This is a genomic window from Myxococcus sp. CA040A (genome assembly GCF_013336725.1).
Taxonomy (GTDB): Bacteria; Myxococcota; Myxococcia; order Myxococcales; family Myxococcaceae; genus Myxococcus; species Myxococcus llanfairpwllgwyngyllgogerychwyrndrobwllllantysiliogogogochensis.
In genome coordinates, this window is sequence record NZ_JABUMR010000011.1 from 186,651 (window position 1) to 202,148 (window position 15,498).

At 69.5% G+C, this 15,498-nt stretch carries 11 protein-coding genes; 6 read left to right on the forward strand and 5 right to left on the reverse strand.

What is annotated here, in order from left to right:
- Positions 1-6: 6 nt before the first annotated feature.
- The 3 genes from HUA75_RS39260 to HUA75_RS39270 all read right to left on the reverse strand — a co-directional run bounded on the left by HUA75_RS39260 (position 7) and on the right by HUA75_RS39270 (position 4,034).
- Positions 7-1,374 carry a tail fiber domain-containing protein gene (locus tag HUA75_RS39260; RefSeq protein ID WP_174465899.1) on the reverse strand — a complete coding sequence of 456 codons (1,368 nt, stop codon included), beginning with the start codon at positions 1,372-1,374 and terminating at the stop codon, positions 7-9.
- Positions 1,375-1,484: 110 nt separating this feature from the next.
- Entirely contained in the window at positions 1,485-2,204 is a 720-nt protein-coding gene (locus tag HUA75_RS39265; RefSeq protein ID WP_174459145.1) for a hypothetical protein, read from the reverse strand.
- 42 nt (positions 2,205-2,246) lie between these two features.
- Positions 2,247-4,034 carry a HEAT repeat domain-containing protein gene (locus HUA75_RS39270; protein ID WP_174489377.1) on the reverse strand — a complete coding sequence of 596 codons (1,788 nt, stop codon included), beginning with the start codon at positions 4,032-4,034 and terminating at the stop codon, positions 2,247-2,249.
- Positions 4,035-4,323: 289 nt separating this feature from the next.
- On the opposite strand from HUA75_RS39270, the gene HUA75_RS39275 reads away from it, so the two are divergent.
- The 4 genes from HUA75_RS39275 (at position 4,324) to HUA75_RS39290 (ending at position 9,639) form a co-directional block, all read left to right on the forward strand.
- Positions 4,324-5,559: a GAF domain-containing sensor histidine kinase gene (locus HUA75_RS39275; RefSeq protein WP_174489378.1), complete on the forward strand. Its 1,236-nt coding sequence runs from the start codon at positions 4,324-4,326 to the stop codon at positions 5,557-5,559.
- Positions 5,560-5,625: 66 nt separating this feature from the next.
- Positions 5,626-7,002 (forward strand): hypothetical protein, encoded by a 1,377-nt coding sequence (locus HUA75_RS39280; protein WP_174489379.1) that lies wholly within the window; start codon positions 5,626-5,628, stop codon positions 7,000-7,002.
- A 72-nt stretch (positions 7,003-7,074) separates the two neighbouring features.
- Positions 7,075-7,917, forward strand: a complete 843-nt coding sequence (locus HUA75_RS39285; protein WP_174478748.1) for a GIN domain-containing protein — start codon at positions 7,075-7,077, stop codon at positions 7,915-7,917.
- A gap of 138 nt (positions 7,918-8,055) precedes the next feature.
- Positions 8,056-9,639 carry an SDR family NAD(P)-dependent oxidoreductase gene (locus HUA75_RS39290; protein ID WP_141646443.1) on the forward strand — a complete coding sequence of 528 codons (1,584 nt, stop codon included), beginning with the start codon at positions 8,056-8,058 and terminating at the stop codon, positions 9,637-9,639.
- 54 nt (positions 9,640-9,693) lie between these two features.
- On the opposite strand, the gene HUA75_RS39295 is transcribed toward HUA75_RS39290, so the two are convergent.
- Positions 9,694-11,142 (reverse strand): chondroitinase-B domain-containing protein, encoded by a 1,449-nt coding sequence (locus HUA75_RS39295; protein ID WP_174489380.1) that lies wholly within the window; start codon positions 11,140-11,142, stop codon positions 9,694-9,696.
- A 325-nt stretch (positions 11,143-11,467) separates the two neighbouring features.
- Here HUA75_RS39295 and HUA75_RS39300 point away from each other — a divergent pair, with 325 nt between their 5' ends.
- A complete protein-coding gene (locus HUA75_RS39300) occupies positions 11,468-13,543 on the forward strand; it encodes a DUF4215 domain-containing protein (RefSeq protein WP_254628008.1) in 2,076 nt (691 codons plus the stop codon).
- Between the two features lie 88 nt (positions 13,544-13,631).
- Here the strand turns inward: HUA75_RS39300 and HUA75_RS39305 are convergent, their stop codons facing one another.
- On the reverse strand, positions 13,632-14,219 hold the full coding sequence (locus tag HUA75_RS39305) for a 2OG-Fe(II) oxygenase (protein WP_141646446.1): 588 nt from the start codon (positions 14,217-14,219) through the stop codon (positions 13,632-13,634).
- 267 nt (positions 14,220-14,486) lie between these two features.
- Between HUA75_RS39305 and HUA75_RS39310 the strand changes: the two genes are divergently transcribed.
- Positions 14,487-15,314, forward strand: a complete 828-nt coding sequence (locus HUA75_RS39310; protein WP_141646447.1) for a PPK2 family polyphosphate kinase — start codon at positions 14,487-14,489, stop codon at positions 15,312-15,314.
- Positions 15,315-15,498 lie beyond the last annotated feature (184 nt).

Here is a 15,498-nt window from a genome sequence, read left to right on the forward strand (position 1 = left end):
GCCCCATCAGCGGTCGCGAGACATCGCGGCCTTCAACTCGGCCACGCCGCGCTTCAGCTCCGCCAGCTCCGCCTTCAGCGCGTCGACCTCGGCGTCCCGCACGTGAAGCTCGCGGGTGCGTCGCTCCAGCGCCTGGATGGCGGCCATGTTGACGCCGTCGATGTCGAGCATGCCGATGCTGGTGTCATCGACTCCCAGTCCGAAGGCCGCCCGGAAGTCCTGCGCCACCGGCCCCAGGTGACGCACGCCCGAGGCCTCCTCCTTGTAGCGCCAGCTCTCCACGGGGAGCCGCGCCACCTTCGCCAGGAGCTGCTCTCCGTCGATGCGGCGGAAGTCCTCCTTCTGGTGGCGGTCCGACGTGCAGCTGAACACGCCGGAGCCCGCCGGAAGATTGCAGCCCGTGGTCAACGTGGCGTTGGTCCGCAGAAAGACGCCGCCCGCCGCGCGCACCATGAACTGGTTCGCCCCGGTGTTGCTGACGAAGGCGGTGGTCGACTGGTCTCCCCAGATGAACGAGCCCGAGAAGCCGCCCGACGACGCCCGCTGCCCCAGGGCCGTGCTGTAGTCCGCGTCGGCCGTGACGCGATATCCCACCGCGATGGAGCCCTGGCCCGTCGCGGTGTTGGTGTAGCCCATGGCCACGGAGCCGAAGCCACTCGCGATGGAGTTCGCGCCACTCGCGAAGCTCACGCTGCCAGTCGACTGGTTCTGCGAGCCGAAGCACACCGCCCCCGTGCCGCTCGACAGGCACCCATCGCCGAAGGCGAAGCCGGCAAAGCCGCTCGCCCGGGTCTTCACCCCTCCCGCCCAGGAATAGAACCCCAGGTTGGCTTCATTCCATTCGTCATCCGCATAACCCGCGCGAAACGCGGAGCGAAAGGGGGACCACATCAGCCGCATCCCCGCGCCGCTCATCGGGACCTTGCCGTAGCCCAGCTCTCCGCGCGCCAGCAACCCACCTCCCGAATCCACTGTGAAGAGGGGCAACGCGTCCCAGACAGGCGTGCCCGTGCTCGTGTTCACGACGCGCAGCAGGGGCACGGGCGCGCCGACTCCCGCCGCCGCGTCGACGAACAGGCCGGACTTCGCGGTGGCCACGCCCGACAGGGACAGCGACGCGTCCTGGGCCTGCGTCCCGTTCTGGATGTAGCTCCCATTGCCGGGCAGGGGCGCGCGCGCGTCAGCGAGCCGGGGGTCATTGCCCTCCACCACCGTGCCAGGACCCGAGCCGTACGCGACGCTGACGACGCTGTCGTCATCCAGCCGAAGCCCCGAGCCCACCTCCCAGCTCTGGGCAGGAGGCGCCTCGGAGCTACACCCCACGGTGCCCAAGGACAGACACCCCAGCGCGGCGAACAGCGACCTGGTCTTCATGCGGTCTCCCGGTTTCCGATGGCCTGCGGCGGGAGAACGGGGTCGCGTTCAAGTCTTCGGGGGTGGGGTCATTTTTCCACCAGGGGGCGACCCGCTGCGCACCGTGCGGGTCAGCGCGCGGGCGGAACGCAGCGGTTCTGGGAATACGGCGGCTGGAGCGCGCACCAGGAGGGCCGTCCCGAGGAGGCCCAGGAGAGGACGAGGGCCGGCGGTCCCCCCTCATCGAGGGGCCCGGGCCAGGTCTCCACGAGCTGGAGTCCCTCGCGCTCGCTCCAGCGGTAGAGCTCCGGCGGGTCCTCCCGCTTCTCGCCCTCCAACGCGAATGCCAGCGTGTGAGCGGGCCCGCACAGGACGCGGGGCACGGGGCGCAGGCCCTTGTGGACCACGGCACGGCGGACCTCCGTGTCGCTCTCGAACCACACCAGCTCCAGGGTGGTGCCCTTGTAGCCCTCCGTCACGCCAAAGTTCGCCAGGGCATACGTGACGATCAGCGCCGAGTCACCACACCACTCCTGCGCCGAGGCGAAGACGGGGAAGCGGCTGAGACTCTCTCCGGACCGGGTGTCGACGAGGACGGCCGTGCCGTTTCGCAGGCTCACCAGCGCGCGTGTCTGGGAGGGACTCGCGGAGACGGAGTTCACCTCCGTGATGCGCACCTTCCCCACCGCCATGACGGAGTCCGTCCGGCAGGAGTTGTTCTCCCAGTCGAGTGCCTCGCAGCTCCGCACGTGGGTGACGACCGCGGAGCCCACGGTTTCGCTGCGCACGGATTCGGTGCATCGGCACGCGGAAGCCAGCAGGAGGACGAGCACGAGAGTCGCGTGGCGCATGAAGCCTCGGAGACGAAGGACGGGGCGGGCAACGCGGTGACTCTAGCGGACGTCGAAGCAATAGAAGACCCGGGGTTGGCCGGTGCTGGTGAGCACGTCGGTGTGCAGCTCCAGTCGGTAGCAGGGCTGGTCGCCTTGCTCCGGGGTCGGCCAGGTCGTGCGCTCCACCTGGAACGCGGTCAGCAAGTCTGGCGCCCCCTCGCGTCGCAGTCGCAGGTGGCCGACATCGACGGAGTAGTCATGGACCTGGACGTGCTCATCCAGGTCGATGCTCTCCAGCGCCCCTTCCCGGTAGAACACCAGGCGGTCCGAGACGGGGTACCAGTCAGGGTCTCTCAGCCACGTGGCGAAGGCCACCCCCTGCCCCGCCGGGTCATACAGCTCGCGCTCCGGAGGTGACTCTTCATCGCCACCCGTGCGCGCCCGCTCCAGACGTGAGAGCGCCAGTCGGACCTCCGCCCGGACATCGCGGCGCGGCTCCGAGCCCTCCAGCGCGGACAACACGGGATGGGCCTCCACCGCCAGCCGTCGCCCCAGCGAGCGCGCCGCCTTCAACCGGACCTCGGGCTCCGGGTCCGAGAGCGCCTTCACCAGGGCCCGCTCCGCGACCTCTCCCTCCCTGTCCGCGAGCACCCGCGCCGCCGCCGTGCGGACCCTCGGGTCCACGTCGCGGGTGAGGGCCAGGGACAGGTCCTCGTCCGCCTCGGAAGCCGCGCCCGTGAGCGCGAGCACGGCCTGGGAGCGCACCTGCCAGTCCGGGTCGGCACGCAACAGTCCCCGCAGCGGGGCGAGCGCCCGCGCCAGTCCGACGACGCGAGGCCACGCCACCACCGCCGCCGCACGCACGGGCGCGGACGTGTCCCCGAGTGCCTCCTGGATGACGGGCTCCACCTCGCCTCCGCCCAGACGCCCGAGCGCGGTGACGAGCGCGGCACGCTCCTCCGCGTCGGATGCGCGGCGGGCTTCGTCGACCAGCCGGGAGGTCGCCGCGCCGCAGCCGAGCTGGCCGAGCGCGAGAATGGCCAATTCGCGCAGTGGGGGAAGCGGATCATCCAGCAGGCGCACCAGTTGCTCGCAGCCCTCCGAGGTTCCTCGACGAAGCAGCGCGTGGACCGTCCGCATCCGCACCGTGGGCGACGCATCCGCGAGCAGCGGCAGCAGCGGCGTGGTGGGAAGGGAGGTGCGCGGGGTGAGGGCCTCGACGGCCGACAGGCGCACCTGCTCATCCACGTCCTGGAGCGCCTCCACGAGCACGCGGTCCGCGGACGGGTCCTCCACCGTCGCCATCGCCGCGACCGCCGCGGCTCGGACGGAGGGCGCCGCGTCCACGAGCCCCTGCCGCGCCAGGGCCAGCCAGGTGTGTGCCTCCTGTTCCCTGGCGACATCGAGCATGTTCAGCCGCTCCGACTCCGTCGCGGAACCGAAGCGCGCGCCCAGCAGCGCTCCCGTTTCGGAGACGTCGAGTCGCGCCAGTGCCTCCATGGCCTGTCGTTGCACCGCGCTGTCCGCATCCGCCAGCGCGGTGACCAGGTGACTCCAGGCCACCTGTCGTGGCGCCAGGGCCAGTCCCCGCGCCGCCATCGCCCGGACGCGCGCGGAGGCATCGCCCATCGCCGAGAGCAGGAGGTCTTGCGCTCCGCGCGCATCCAGTCCCTGCATCGCGAGCAGCGCCAGGACCTTCTCCCGCTCCTGTCCCCCCGCGAGGGCCTCCCGAGCCGCGTCGACCAGGTCCGCCCGCGCACGCAGCCGCGCGACACCTTCACCAGTGCCCTCGCTCGTCGTCCCGGCCAGTTGGCGCAGCAGCTCCGACGTCGACGGGGACTCACGCATGGCCGCCCCCTGGAGGTGTTCGCACTCGTGCCATCTGCCCCCCCTGGCTCCGTGCCGACAGCGCGGATTCTACTCGCTCGCTCCCTGGGCGGGCCTCCGGGGTTGCCCCACCCCGCGCCAAATCCGCCCCCAGGGCACGGAACTCCACACTTCGCCCGCAAGCCCCTCCGCCGCGCCAGCACCCCGGCAAGCGCCGTGTGGCCCGCACGCGAGCGCTCAGGGCCCCGAGGCCATCAGAAGGGCATCAAGGGGTGAAATGATGAGCGACCAGGCCACTGTTCCAGCTCCCATGGCCGCCTTTGAAAGCGCACCAGCCCGCCCGCCGCCGGTCGACTCCGCGGCCCTGCCCGTCGGCTTCACCGCGGACGTCCAGGCCATCGCGCGCATCGACGCCGTGAAGACGGTGCTCCGGGTGCTCTTGCAGACCACGGGTTTGCGGCTGGCCGTCGTCGCCCGCGTCACCGCCCAGGAGTGGCGGTGTTGCGCCGTGCTGGACGAGATGAACTTCGGCCTCAATCCGGGCGACACGCTGGCCATCACGACGACCTTCTGCAACACGGTCCGCGTCTCCGCGACGCCGCTGCTCGTCAATCACGCGAGCGAGGACCCCCGCTTCGCCAACCACCCCGCGCCCAGGCTCTACGGCGTGGAGAGCTACATCGCCGTGCCCGTGTACCGCAGGGATGGCTCCTTCTTCGGCGTCATGTGCGCGCTGGACGCCAACCCGGCCCTGCTCACCGAAGACAAGCTCGAGGTCTTCCGTCACCTCGGGGAGCTCATCGGCCATCAGCTCGAGAACCAGGACGAGTTGGAGCGCAGGGACGCGCAGCTCTTCAGCGCGAAGGAAGCAGCCGTCCTGCGCGAGCAACTGATTGGCATCGTCAGCCATGACCTCCGCAATCCGCTCAACGCCATCCTCCTCTCCGCGTCCACGCTGGTGCGACGCACGGACCTGGACGAGCGGGCGCGCAAGGCCATCCGCCGCATCGTGGACTCGGCGGACCGCGCGCAGCGACTCATCCTGGACCTGCTCGACTTCACCCAGGCGCGCATGGGTCAGGTGATGCCCGTCAAGCGCCAGGTCATGGACCTGCATGAGCTGACCCAGCAGGCGGTGGACGAGGTGCGGGCCGTCATGCCGGAGCGGGTGCTGGAGGTCGAGACGCGCGGCGATGGGCAGGGCGCCCTGGACTCGGACCGCATCGCCCAGGTGATTCACAACCTGCTCTCCAACGCCGTGCAGTACAGCCCGCCGAACGCCCGCATCCAGGTGCTGAGCGAGGGCAGCCCCCTGGAGCTGGTGCTTCGGGTGAACAACGCCGGACCGCCCATTCCCATGGACGTGATTCCCACCCTCTTCGAGCCCATGCGACGCGGCACGGAGGCCGGAGTGGAGCGGCGCAGCGTCGGCCTGGGCCTCTTCATCGTGGACCAGATTGCCCGGGCGCACGGAGGCCGCATCGAGGTGACCTCCACCCTGGCGGGCGGAACGACCTTCAGCATCCACCTGCCGCGTTGCGGCTGACCGCCCCGCCCCCGCGGCGAACGCAAAGGGGATTCGGCTCCAGGCGCGTGGGGTATAAGGCGCGCAATGGAGTCCACGCCGTCGCTCCCCCAGCTCCCTCTCGCTGACCCCTGGCGGCTCCCCGTCTTCTGCCTGGCGGCGGCCTCGGTGCTCGCGCTGACGCTCCAGCTCACCAATGGCACGCTCCGCGAGGACTCGATTCAAGGCCTCACGAAGTGCCTGGGCCTGAGCCTGCTGGCGGTGGTCGGCCCGGGCTTTCGTCGTCCCTGGCGGTGGGCGGAGCCGGTGCTCGCGTTGCTCCTGGGAGTGGCGCTGCTGTGGCAGCTCCAGGCCCTGCTCTCGGACTACCCTTCGTCCGCGCTGCGGCTCAACGGCCCCTGGCCCTTCGCGCCCTTCCATGCGCACCTGGCCACCGCGGCGCTCGTGTCGGGAGCGCTCCTGGCGGGGCCGGAGCGACTGCGGCAGGTGGGCGTGCCCGTGCTGCTGGGGGTGTATCTGCTGCTTGGGGGATGGATTCTCCGGCATGCCCCGTCGCCGAACATCGACGTCTTCGTGTTCCAGCTCCAGGGCGCGGACGAGCTGCTGCGCGGCGGCAATCCGTTCGCGATGACGTTCCCCAACATCTACGGGCATACGCTCTGGTACGGAGAGGGACTGGCGAGGGACGGGCGTCTGCTGTTCGGCTTTCCCTATCCTCCCTTGAGTCTGGTGTTCGCCACGCTCGGCCGCGTGCTCGCGGGCGACCCGCGCTACGCGCAACTGGTGGCCACGGCGGTGGCGGCGGGCTTGATGGCGTATGCGCGTGGCGGGCGACTGGGCGCGGGAGCCGCCGCGCTCTACCTGCTCACGCCGCGCGGCTTCTTCGTGCTGGAGCAGTCCTGGACGGAGCCGTTCCTCGTGATGCTGCTGTCGGCGAGCGTCTTCTGTGCCTTCCGCTTTCCTCGGGCCCTCCCCTACGTCTTCGGGCTGACGCTCGCCGTGAAGCAGCACACGGTGTTCCTCGTGCCGCTGGCCTTCCTGCTCGTTCCCGAGCCCCGGCGGCTCTGGGGCCTGCTCTGGCGCGCGGGAGCCACCGCGCTGGCCGTGAGCCTTCCGTTCGCGCTGCCGGACGTGAAGGCGTTCTTCCACAGCGTGGTGGCGCTGCACATCCACCAGCCGTTTCGCACGGAGTCGCTGAGCTACCTGGCCGCGTGGGTCGCCCGGGGCCATGCGCCTCCGCCCATCTGGATACCGTTCGTCGCGGTGGCCCTGGTGCTGGGCCTGAGTCTGTGGCGTGCGCCCCGGTCGCCGTCGGGCTTCGCCGCCGCCACGGCCCTCACCTACGCCACCTTCTTCGCCTTCAACAAACAAGCGTTCTGCAACTACTACTACTTCGTCGTGGCGGCGCTGTGCCTGGCGGTGGCCTCGGCACGACTGCCCTCACCCGAGGTCCGGGTCGAGTGACAGTTTCCGGAGCCCCCGGTGTTCCAGGGACAGCGCGCCTGGACTGCGCGCCCCCTTCACTGGAGGCAGGACATGTGGAAGCGCGTGGCGGCGGGTGTACTCACGGCGTGGTGGCTCGCGGGCTGCAGTGACTTCGACGTACACGGCAACGGAGACACCGTCACGGAGGAGCGCCAGGTGGAGGCGTTCCAGTCGGTGACCCATGAAGGGAACCTGGACGTGGTGGTGCGCGAAGGGGAGACAGCCACCCTCACGGTGACGCTGGACTCGAACCTCCAGGACAACGTGCGCACCTTCAAGGGTCCGGATGCGTCCCTCTTCATCGTGACGGACGGCAACCTTCACCCCAAGGGCACCGCGCGGGTGGAAATCACGGTGCCTCGGCTGGTGGGCGCGACGCTGGAAGGCTCCGGCTCGATGACGGTGGAGGGCTTCATCGGCCAGACCGAGGAGCACGTGCGGTTGGAGTCGACGGGCTCGGGCGGCCTGCGCTACTGCGGCGGAGCCCGCACGGTGGAGGCGAAGGTGGAGGGCTCCGGCCGGGTGGTGATGTGCATGCCGGACTCGGTGCTCGTGGAGCGGGCGGACTTCTCCCTGTCCGGTTCCGGAGAACTGAGCTGGACGGGCGCCGCGAGCGACGTGCATGTCGCCAGCGAGGGCTCCGGCCGGGTGAAACTGAAGGGCACCAGTTCGCGGCTGAGCGTGCGGATGGAAGGCAGTGGTGACCTGGAGGCCCGCGAGCTGCGCGCGGTGGACCTGGACCTGGTCTCCGAGGGCTCCGGCGATGCGAGCGCCACCGTCGAGGGCGGCACCGTGAATGTCTCGCTGGACGCGTCGGGCGACGTGGACCTGTGGGGCGACGCCTCCGTGCGCTCCATCCGCGTGAATGGCAGCGGCAGGGTCAACTGGCACTGACCGACGTTGGGTCGCGGGCGGGCCGTCCCAGGGCGGGGGCCCTCCTCCCCCGGACAGCACGGCCGCCTCCCCTCCTACCGAGCCCTCCGCCACCGCCGGCCTTTCTTCGCGGGCGCCTCCGGGATATTCACCGCGGGAATGAAGGACGCAGAGACCTCGTCGCCCGCACTCCCCGCTGATACCGACCTCACGTCGCCCTCCTCGCTCTCGTTGGAGGACGTCCGTCGATGCACCCGCCTCCTCGAGGCCGCGGCGGAGGACCGCATCCTGCTCACTCGGCTCCCCGAGGAGGACAAGCTCGCCCTCCTGGTCGCCGCTGGCCGCCTCGTGCACCCGGACCGTGGGGCGAAGACGCGGCTGGAGAAGGCCCTGCGGCGTGAGCGCCGGCAGGAGAAGGAGACCAAGGACCGTGAGGTCCGGGCGTCCACCCGCATCCGGCTGATGCGCCGGGCGCCCGTCTTCAACGTGCCCATGCTGCCGCCCCCGCCCGAGGAGAACCCGGGGCAGCTGCTGGAGACGCCGCGCAAGTGCTACGTGTGCAAGGCGGAGTTCCGTCAACTGCACTTCTTCTACGACTCCATGTGCCTGGAGTGCGCGCACTTCAACTACGCCAAGCGGACCCAGCGCGCCTCCCTGGATGGCAAGGTCGCGCTCATCACCGGCGCGCGCGTGAAGATTGGCTTCCAGGCCTCGCTGATGCTGCTGCGCTCGGGCGCCACCGTCATCGCCACCACGCGCTTCCCCCAGGACGCGGCGCGGCGCTACGTGCTGGAGCCTGACTTCGCGGACTGGTCCCACCGGCTGCACATCCACGGGCTGGACTTGCGGCACGCGCCCAGCGTGGAGCTGTTCGCCACGTACGTGGAGCAGACGCACCAGCGGCTGGACATCATCATCAACAACGCGGCGCAGACGGTCCGCCGTCCTCCGGGCTTCTACGCGCACCTGCTCGAGGGAGAGCAACTCCGCCTGGAACAACTGCCGGAGGCCGCGCGTCCGCTGCTCGCGGGCCACCGGGCCTGCATCGAGACCGTGACGCCCATGCTCGGCAGCGGCGGCACGGTGGACGCCTCCTCGCTCACGACGACCTGGCGCAGCAGCGACCCGGCGCTGGGCATCCACTCGTCCGCCGCGCTGTCGCTCCTGCCCTACGCGATGGAGCAGGAGGGGGACACGCGCGCCCTCTTCCCCCAGGGCCGGCTGGACGCGGATGAGCAGCAGGTGGACCTGCGCAACATGAACTCGTGGCGGATGAAGCTGGCGGACGTGCCGACGGCGGAGATGCTGGAGGTCCACCTGATCAACGCGGTGGCGCCCTTCATCCTCTGCGGCAAGCTCAAGCCGCTGATGATGCGCGACCGCTCCTCGGCGGGCCACATCGTCAACGTGTCGGCGATGGAGGGCAGCTTCTCGCGCGGGACGAAGACGGACCGGCACCCCCACACCAACATGGCGAAGGCCGCGCTGAACATGATGACGCTGACGTCCGCGGCGGACTACGCCAAGGACCGCATCTACATGAACGCGGTGGACACGGGCTGGGTCACCGACGAGGACCCGGTGTTGTTCTCGGAGCGCAAGGTGGTGGACCTCGACTTCCAGCCGCCCCTGGACATCATCGACGGCGCGGCCCGCATCGTGGACCCGGTCATCTTCTCGGAGAACACCGGCCAGTTCTCGTGGGGCAACTTCTTCAAGGACTACCGCCACACCGCGTGGTGAGCATGTCCCCGCGTCGCGCGGGCCCCTGACGGGAAAGCCAGGGGCCCACCGCGTTCACTCGCGGCGGAAGCGGCGGCGCAGGCTCAGCGGCACCAGCAGCGCGAGGAGCAGGGGCCACAGGCCCGGACTGGCGCTGCATCCACCGTCGTCCCCAGTCGCGTCCTTGTCCGGCCCCGGACCCGCGTCCGAAGAGCCCGCATCCGAAGGCCCCGCGTCCGGGTTGCCGCTCCCCGAGTCCGGCTGGCCCGAGCCCGCGTCGGGAGTTCCGGAACCGGCGTCGGGCTCACCCGTGCCCGGCTCGCAGTTGCCCAGCGAATGCTCCAGCGCGCCCAGCGTGTGCGCCCCGGTGGAGGGCCGAGGACGCCCGCAGAAGTCCTCGCTGACGAGGGCATTGGGGGCGGCGGCGCCGACGAGCTGGGACACGGAGCCCTTGAGCGTCAAGTCGCCCTGGAGGGGCGCGGCATACCAGGACGTCCAGGTGGCGGTGGCCACGTTCATCAAGTTCGTGCCCGCCGTGAAGCTGCCGGTGTCGCGGCCCCGGATGACGGACGACAACACGTTGCCGTGGGCCTCGCCGGTGGAGGACGCGAAGCGGAAGTCCACGCCCGTCGTGCCGATGAAGGTGTTGAACAGCACCTTCGTGCGCGTGGCCCGGTTCAGGTAGACGGCGACATCCGAGCAGTTCGCGACGATGTTGTTTCGCAGGACGCCATCCGAGTGCTCGGGGTCACACGGCACGTTCGCATCGAAGGCTGGCGCACAGAACGCTGCCCCCGTTCCGCCGCCGCCGAAGGACAGGCCAATCCGGGTGTCCGAGGCCGGCAGGTCCCTGGCGCAGACGACGCGGTTGCGCTCGAAGAGGCCGCGCTTGCCACCGCTCTTCATGAAGGCGCCGTAGGAGATGCCGCCCTGCTTGGAGAAGTCGTGCAGTTCGTTGTCGCGGACCACCCAGTCGTCGCCCGTGTCGATGTTGAGCTTGGTGACGGGAGTCGACGTCGCGCGCGGGCGCGTGTCGTAGATGTCGTTGTGCTCGATGAGCCCTCGGTGGGGCATCTCGAAGACACCCTCGGTGTTCTTCGTCGCGTTGGCCTTGAGCTGCGCGTTGAAGTCGCGCACCCGGCTGTGGCGCAACACGAAGCCCTCCGCGTGGCCGGTGACGTGGAAGGCGTGCTCGCAGTCTGGGTCTCGCGCGCAGATGCCCTCGATGGTGAGCCCGTCGAAGACCCAGGAGCGACCCGACACCTTGAAGCCCTCCACGGCGTTGAAGCGGATGAGGGCCGCATGGCGATTCGCGGCGCGTACGGTGATGGGCTGGGCCTCGGTGCCCTCCGCCTTGCAGTCCAGGTTCGCGTTCACGGTGTAGGTGCCGTCCGCGAGCACGATGTCGTCACCGGCCTTCGCCGATGCGAGCGCGGCTTGCAGCTCCGCCACGGTGGAGACGTTCTTCACGGCGGCGGCGCCAGTCAGGGGCAGCAGGAGCAGGACCAGGGAGGAGGGTCGCATGGGGACTCCAATCACGGGGGTCTGCGACCCTAGCGGATATCTCCCTCCGTGGGTCCGGGGCTACACCCGGGGGCGGGCGGCCCATGGTCTGTCGATGGGGTGGCACCTGTCACCATGGTACAAATCTCAAGCATTCCTGAACGTCCGAAGCGCGGGGGACAACACCCAATGATGTCAGCGGTTCCGGGCATCATGCTGCGCCCAGCGGGCCATCGCCGATCGACAACATCTGGAGTCCGTCACCCTCCAAGTTCCGCCTCAACCCTCACTTCCTTCTCTCATCCCTATGCCGATTCCTCGTGTTCATTCGCGGTCGCTGAGCGCATTGCTCGCCACCCTGTTCCTCGTCTTGTCCGCGTGCGGCGGAGACGACTCCCCCAACACGGATGCCGGTACCCAGCCCCCCGATGCGTCCATCCCAGACAGCGGTGGCGACGCGGGCCCGCCCGACGGCGGAGAGGACTCCGGCACGCCCGGCAACGAGGAGGACTCAGGCACCCACACGGGTACCGACGGAGGGCCGGGCCCCCAGCCAGAGCAAGACGCGGGACCGACCCCGGAGACCGATGCGGGACCGACCCCAGGGACCGACGCCGGACCGACCCCGGAGACCGACGCCGGACCGACCCCGGAGACCGACGCCGGACCGATACCGGAGACCGACGCCGGACCGACACCGGAGCCGGACGCGGGGCCGCTCGACGCGGGACCGACACCGGAGCCGGATGCGGGGCCGCTCGACGGGGGACCGGCACCAGAGCCGGACGCGGGGCCGCTTGACGGGGGACCTGCCCCTGAACCCGACGCCGGAATGAGCATCTGTGGCGATGGCAATCGCCACCTCCCAGAGGCCTGTGACGACGGCAACACGGTGAGCGGCGACGGCTGCTCCGCGAACTGCGCCGAGGTCGAACCCGGCTGGGCGTGCGAGCAGGCCGGCCAACCTTGCGTCCTGCTTCCCGTGTGTGGCGACGGCGAGCCGGAAGGCCAGGAAGTCTGCGACGACGGAAACACGACGAGCAACGACGGCTGCGACACGAGCTGTGCCGTGGAGCCCGGCTGGGTCTGCCCGGTGAACGGCGGGGCCTGCAGCGCGGAGGCGTGCGGCGACGGCATCCGCGCCGGACACGAGGAGTGCGACGACGGCAACACCGCCTCCGCGGACGGCTGTAACGGCTCGTGCCGTCTGGAGTCCGGTTACAAGTGCCCCATTGTCGGCCAGCCGTGCAGCCGCACCACCTGCGGCGACCAGGTGACCGAAGGGACCGAGCAGTGCGACGACGGCAACAACGACACCGGCGACGGTTGCTCCCCGCTCTGCATGAGGGAGCCTCTCTGCACCAACGGCGTCTGTGAGTCCGTTTGCGGCGACGGAGTGCTGCTGCCGAACGACACGACCGAGGAATGCGACGACGGCAACACGCGCGCCCATGATGGCTGCTCGTCGTCGTGTGAGCTCGAACCCGGCTTCCAATGCGTCATCACCATCGAGTCACCTCCCGCCCAGGTGGCCCTCCCCATCGTCTACCGCGACTTCCGGGGCTACGACCTGCCGGCCTCCAGTTCCCTGCCGAGGGGACACATCGACTTCGAGAACAAGAACGGCGCGGAGACCGGCATCGTGAAGAACACCCTGGATGCGAACGGCAAGCCCGCGTACGCGAAGGAGGGCCAGTCCTCCCTCACGACGCACGGAGCCGCGGCTTTCGCCCAGTGGTTCCGCGACACGGCGTTCGTCAACAAGCCCGAGGTCGGGACGCTCATCCTCCACCGGCAGCCGAATGGCTCGTACCTCTTCGACAATCAGAGCTTCTTCCCACTGGACAACCTGGGCTGGGTCGCCTCCGGGCAGGAGCCCTCGCGCGGCGACAACGGCAACCCCGCCCGGCCGCGCAACTTCAGCTTCACCAGCGAGACGCGCTACTGGTTCGAATACAAGGGCACCGAGGTCCTCGATTTCCGAGGCGATGACGATGTCTGGGTGTTCATCAATCGCATCCTCGCCCTCGACATGGGCGGGGTACACGGCGCGATGAGTGGCAACGTCAGCCTGTCGAACCAGGCCACGCGGCTCGGGCTCACGCCAGGCGGTATCTACGAGGTCGCGGTGTTCCAGGCGGAGCGCCACACCACCGCGTCCTCGTACCGACTCACCCTCCACGACTTCACCACCCGGCACACCGAGTGCAGCGCGCTCTGCGGCAACTTCATCGTCGATGAAGGGGAGCAGTGCGACGACGGCACAAACAATGGGGGCTACGGCGAATGCGCGCCGGGCTGCGTGCTGGGGCCTCGCTGCGGAGACCACGTCGTTCAATTCACCTCCGGCGAGGAGTGCGACGACGGCAACGGCCAGAACAACGACGGCTGCAGTGCCACCTGTAAAATCGAGATTCACTGAGCCCTGAAGGAACGGGCTCCGGAGGCCTCTTGCTCCGGAGCCCGTGGCACCTCGCGTGGAGGGCCAGGCACCGCGGGTCAGCGCCGGCTCACGAGCGGATGCGCCGGTACATCAGGTCCGTCCGCAGCGCGTACTTGCGGCCCGCGGTGACCTCCGCCCCTTCATGGAGCAGGTGGTGGTTGAAGAGCAGCGCGGTGCCCGTACGCGGCGTCACGGAGCGGTCGAGCGAGAGGAAGTTCGTCGCGCCACCGTGGGTGCAGTCGTTCAGGTACACCATGAAGGTGAGCAGGCTTCGCTCGTCACGGTCGCGCACGAAGGCCCCGTCGAAGTGCGGGGCGAAGTACTGCCCCGCGTCGTAGCGGTAGCACCGAAGCCGCTCGTTCGTGCCAGAGAGCTCCCACTGACGCTCCAGCCGGCGCGGGACGTGCGGCGAGATGCGCTGGAACAACAGGTCCGCCAGCTCGTAGTCGTCGAACATCACCCGGGTGTTGTTGCGGATGTCGGGACGCATCACGAAGCCCGAGGAGGTGGTGATGGGCGCCGCCGTCGGGCCCGCCTCCTCGATTCGCTCCACCAGCGCCCGGCACTCGTCGTCGGTGAGCAGGTCATCCACGGTGATGACCAGCGGGTTGCGAGCATCCAGCTCGCCATCGGGGTCGGGGAGCAGTGGCGTCATGGGCCCCCATAATTCAGCCCCCTCGAAATGTAAATCACCCCTCCCCCGGCACGGCCTCGGCGAAGACGCGGCTCGAGGAGGAGGCACGGAGCAGGCTCGCCGCGGCCCCTCCGAGGTACGCGGCCCACTGTGCTCACATCTTCACGGAGTCTTCATGACGGGGGCATGAATGGTTCAGCCCCAGCCCGTTCCGGGCGATACCAGGGGACGGCTGGAGCGACGACGCCAGCCCCCACGCGAGTCCCCGGAACGGATGGAAAGGAAGCCATGCAACTCATCACCAGCGCGAGACAGGGAGCCAGGGTGCGGTTGGAGAGCATCGACACGACTCCGCCGAAGAAGGCCCTCAAGGCCGATGCCAAGGCGGAGTTCGACGCGCTCGGCGAGGAGCTGTTCGACCTCCAGGACCTGCAGTGGGGCGCGCGCCTGAACTCCGTGCTCATCGTCCTCCAGGGCCGCGACACGGCGGGCAAGGACGGCACCATCAAACACGTGGTGGGCAGCCTCAATCCCCGAGGCGTCAGCGTCGCCTCCTTCGCCGTCCCCAGCACCGAGGAGCGCGAGCACGACTTCCTCTGGCGCATCCACCGCCATACGCCCCGCCAGGGCGAGTTCTCCATCTTCAACCGCTCCCACTACGAGGATGTGCTCGCCGTGCGCGTCCATGACCTGGCGCCCAAATCTCTCTGGACGAAGCGCTACGAGCACATCCGCGACTTCGAGGAGATGCTCTCCGAGAACGGCACCATCGTCCTGAAGTTCTTCCTCCACATCAGCAAGAAGGAACAGGAGCAGCGCCTGCTGGACCGCGAGAAGGAGCCGCGCAAGGCCTGGAAGATCAGCGCCGGGGACTGGGAGGACCGCCGGCACTGGGCGGACTACACCCAGGCCTACCAGGACGTGTTCGCGCGCACGTCGACCAAGAACGCCCCGTGGACCATCGTCCCCGCCGACTCCAAGTGGTACCGCAACCTCGTCGTCGCGCGCACCGTGGCCGCCGCCCTGCGGCCCTACCGCAAACGCTGGCAGGACAGGCTGGATGAAGTGGGCGCGAAGAAGAAGGCGGAGCTCAAGGCCTGGCGCAAGAAGCCGTAACGGAAGCTCGCCCGCAACACACCCCGCAGCCCAGGCACCCGCGCGTGCCTTGCAGGTCCCCCCTGATGTCGCGTTCGGCGCACCGCCGCGATACTCAACGCGGCGCCTGTCGATTGGCACACGTGCTTCGCCAGACAAGCGCAAGGTCTCCAGGCGCGAACTGAACTCCATGCATTTCATGGAT

Coding starts and splice junctions, on each gene's coding strand:
- HUA75_RS39290 (WP_141646443.1), top strand. CDS start 8,056: ATGAAGGACGCAGAGACCTCGTCGCCCGCACTCCCCGCTGATACCGAC.
- HUA75_RS39310 (WP_141646447.1), top strand. CDS start 14,487: ATGCAACTCATCACCAGCGCGAGACAGGGAGCCAGGGTGCGGTTGGAG.
- HUA75_RS39295 (WP_174489380.1), bottom strand. CDS start 11,142: ATGCGACCCTCCTCCCTGGTCCTGCTCCTGCTGCCCCTGACTGGCGCC.
- HUA75_RS39260 (WP_174465899.1), bottom strand. CDS start 1,374: ATGAAGACCAGGTCGCTGTTCGCCGCGCTGGGGTGTCTGTCCTTGGGC.
- HUA75_RS39265 (WP_174459145.1), bottom strand. CDS start 2,204: ATGCGCCACGCGACTCTCGTGCTCGTCCTCCTGCTGGCTTCCGCGTGC.
- HUA75_RS39270 (WP_174489377.1), bottom strand. CDS start 4,034: ATGCGTGAGTCCCCGTCGACGTCGGAGCTGCTGCGCCAACTGGCCGGG.
- HUA75_RS39305 (WP_141646446.1), bottom strand. CDS start 14,219: ATGACGCCACTGCTCCCCGACCCCGATGGCGAGCTGGATGCTCGCAAC.
- HUA75_RS39285 (WP_174478748.1), top strand. CDS start 7,075: ATGTGGAAGCGCGTGGCGGCGGGTGTACTCACGGCGTGGTGGCTCGCG.
- HUA75_RS39275 (WP_174489378.1), top strand. CDS start 4,324: ATGGCCGCCTTTGAAAGCGCACCAGCCCGCCCGCCGCCGGTCGACTCC.
- HUA75_RS39280 (WP_174489379.1), top strand. CDS start 5,626: ATGGAGTCCACGCCGTCGCTCCCCCAGCTCCCTCTCGCTGACCCCTGG.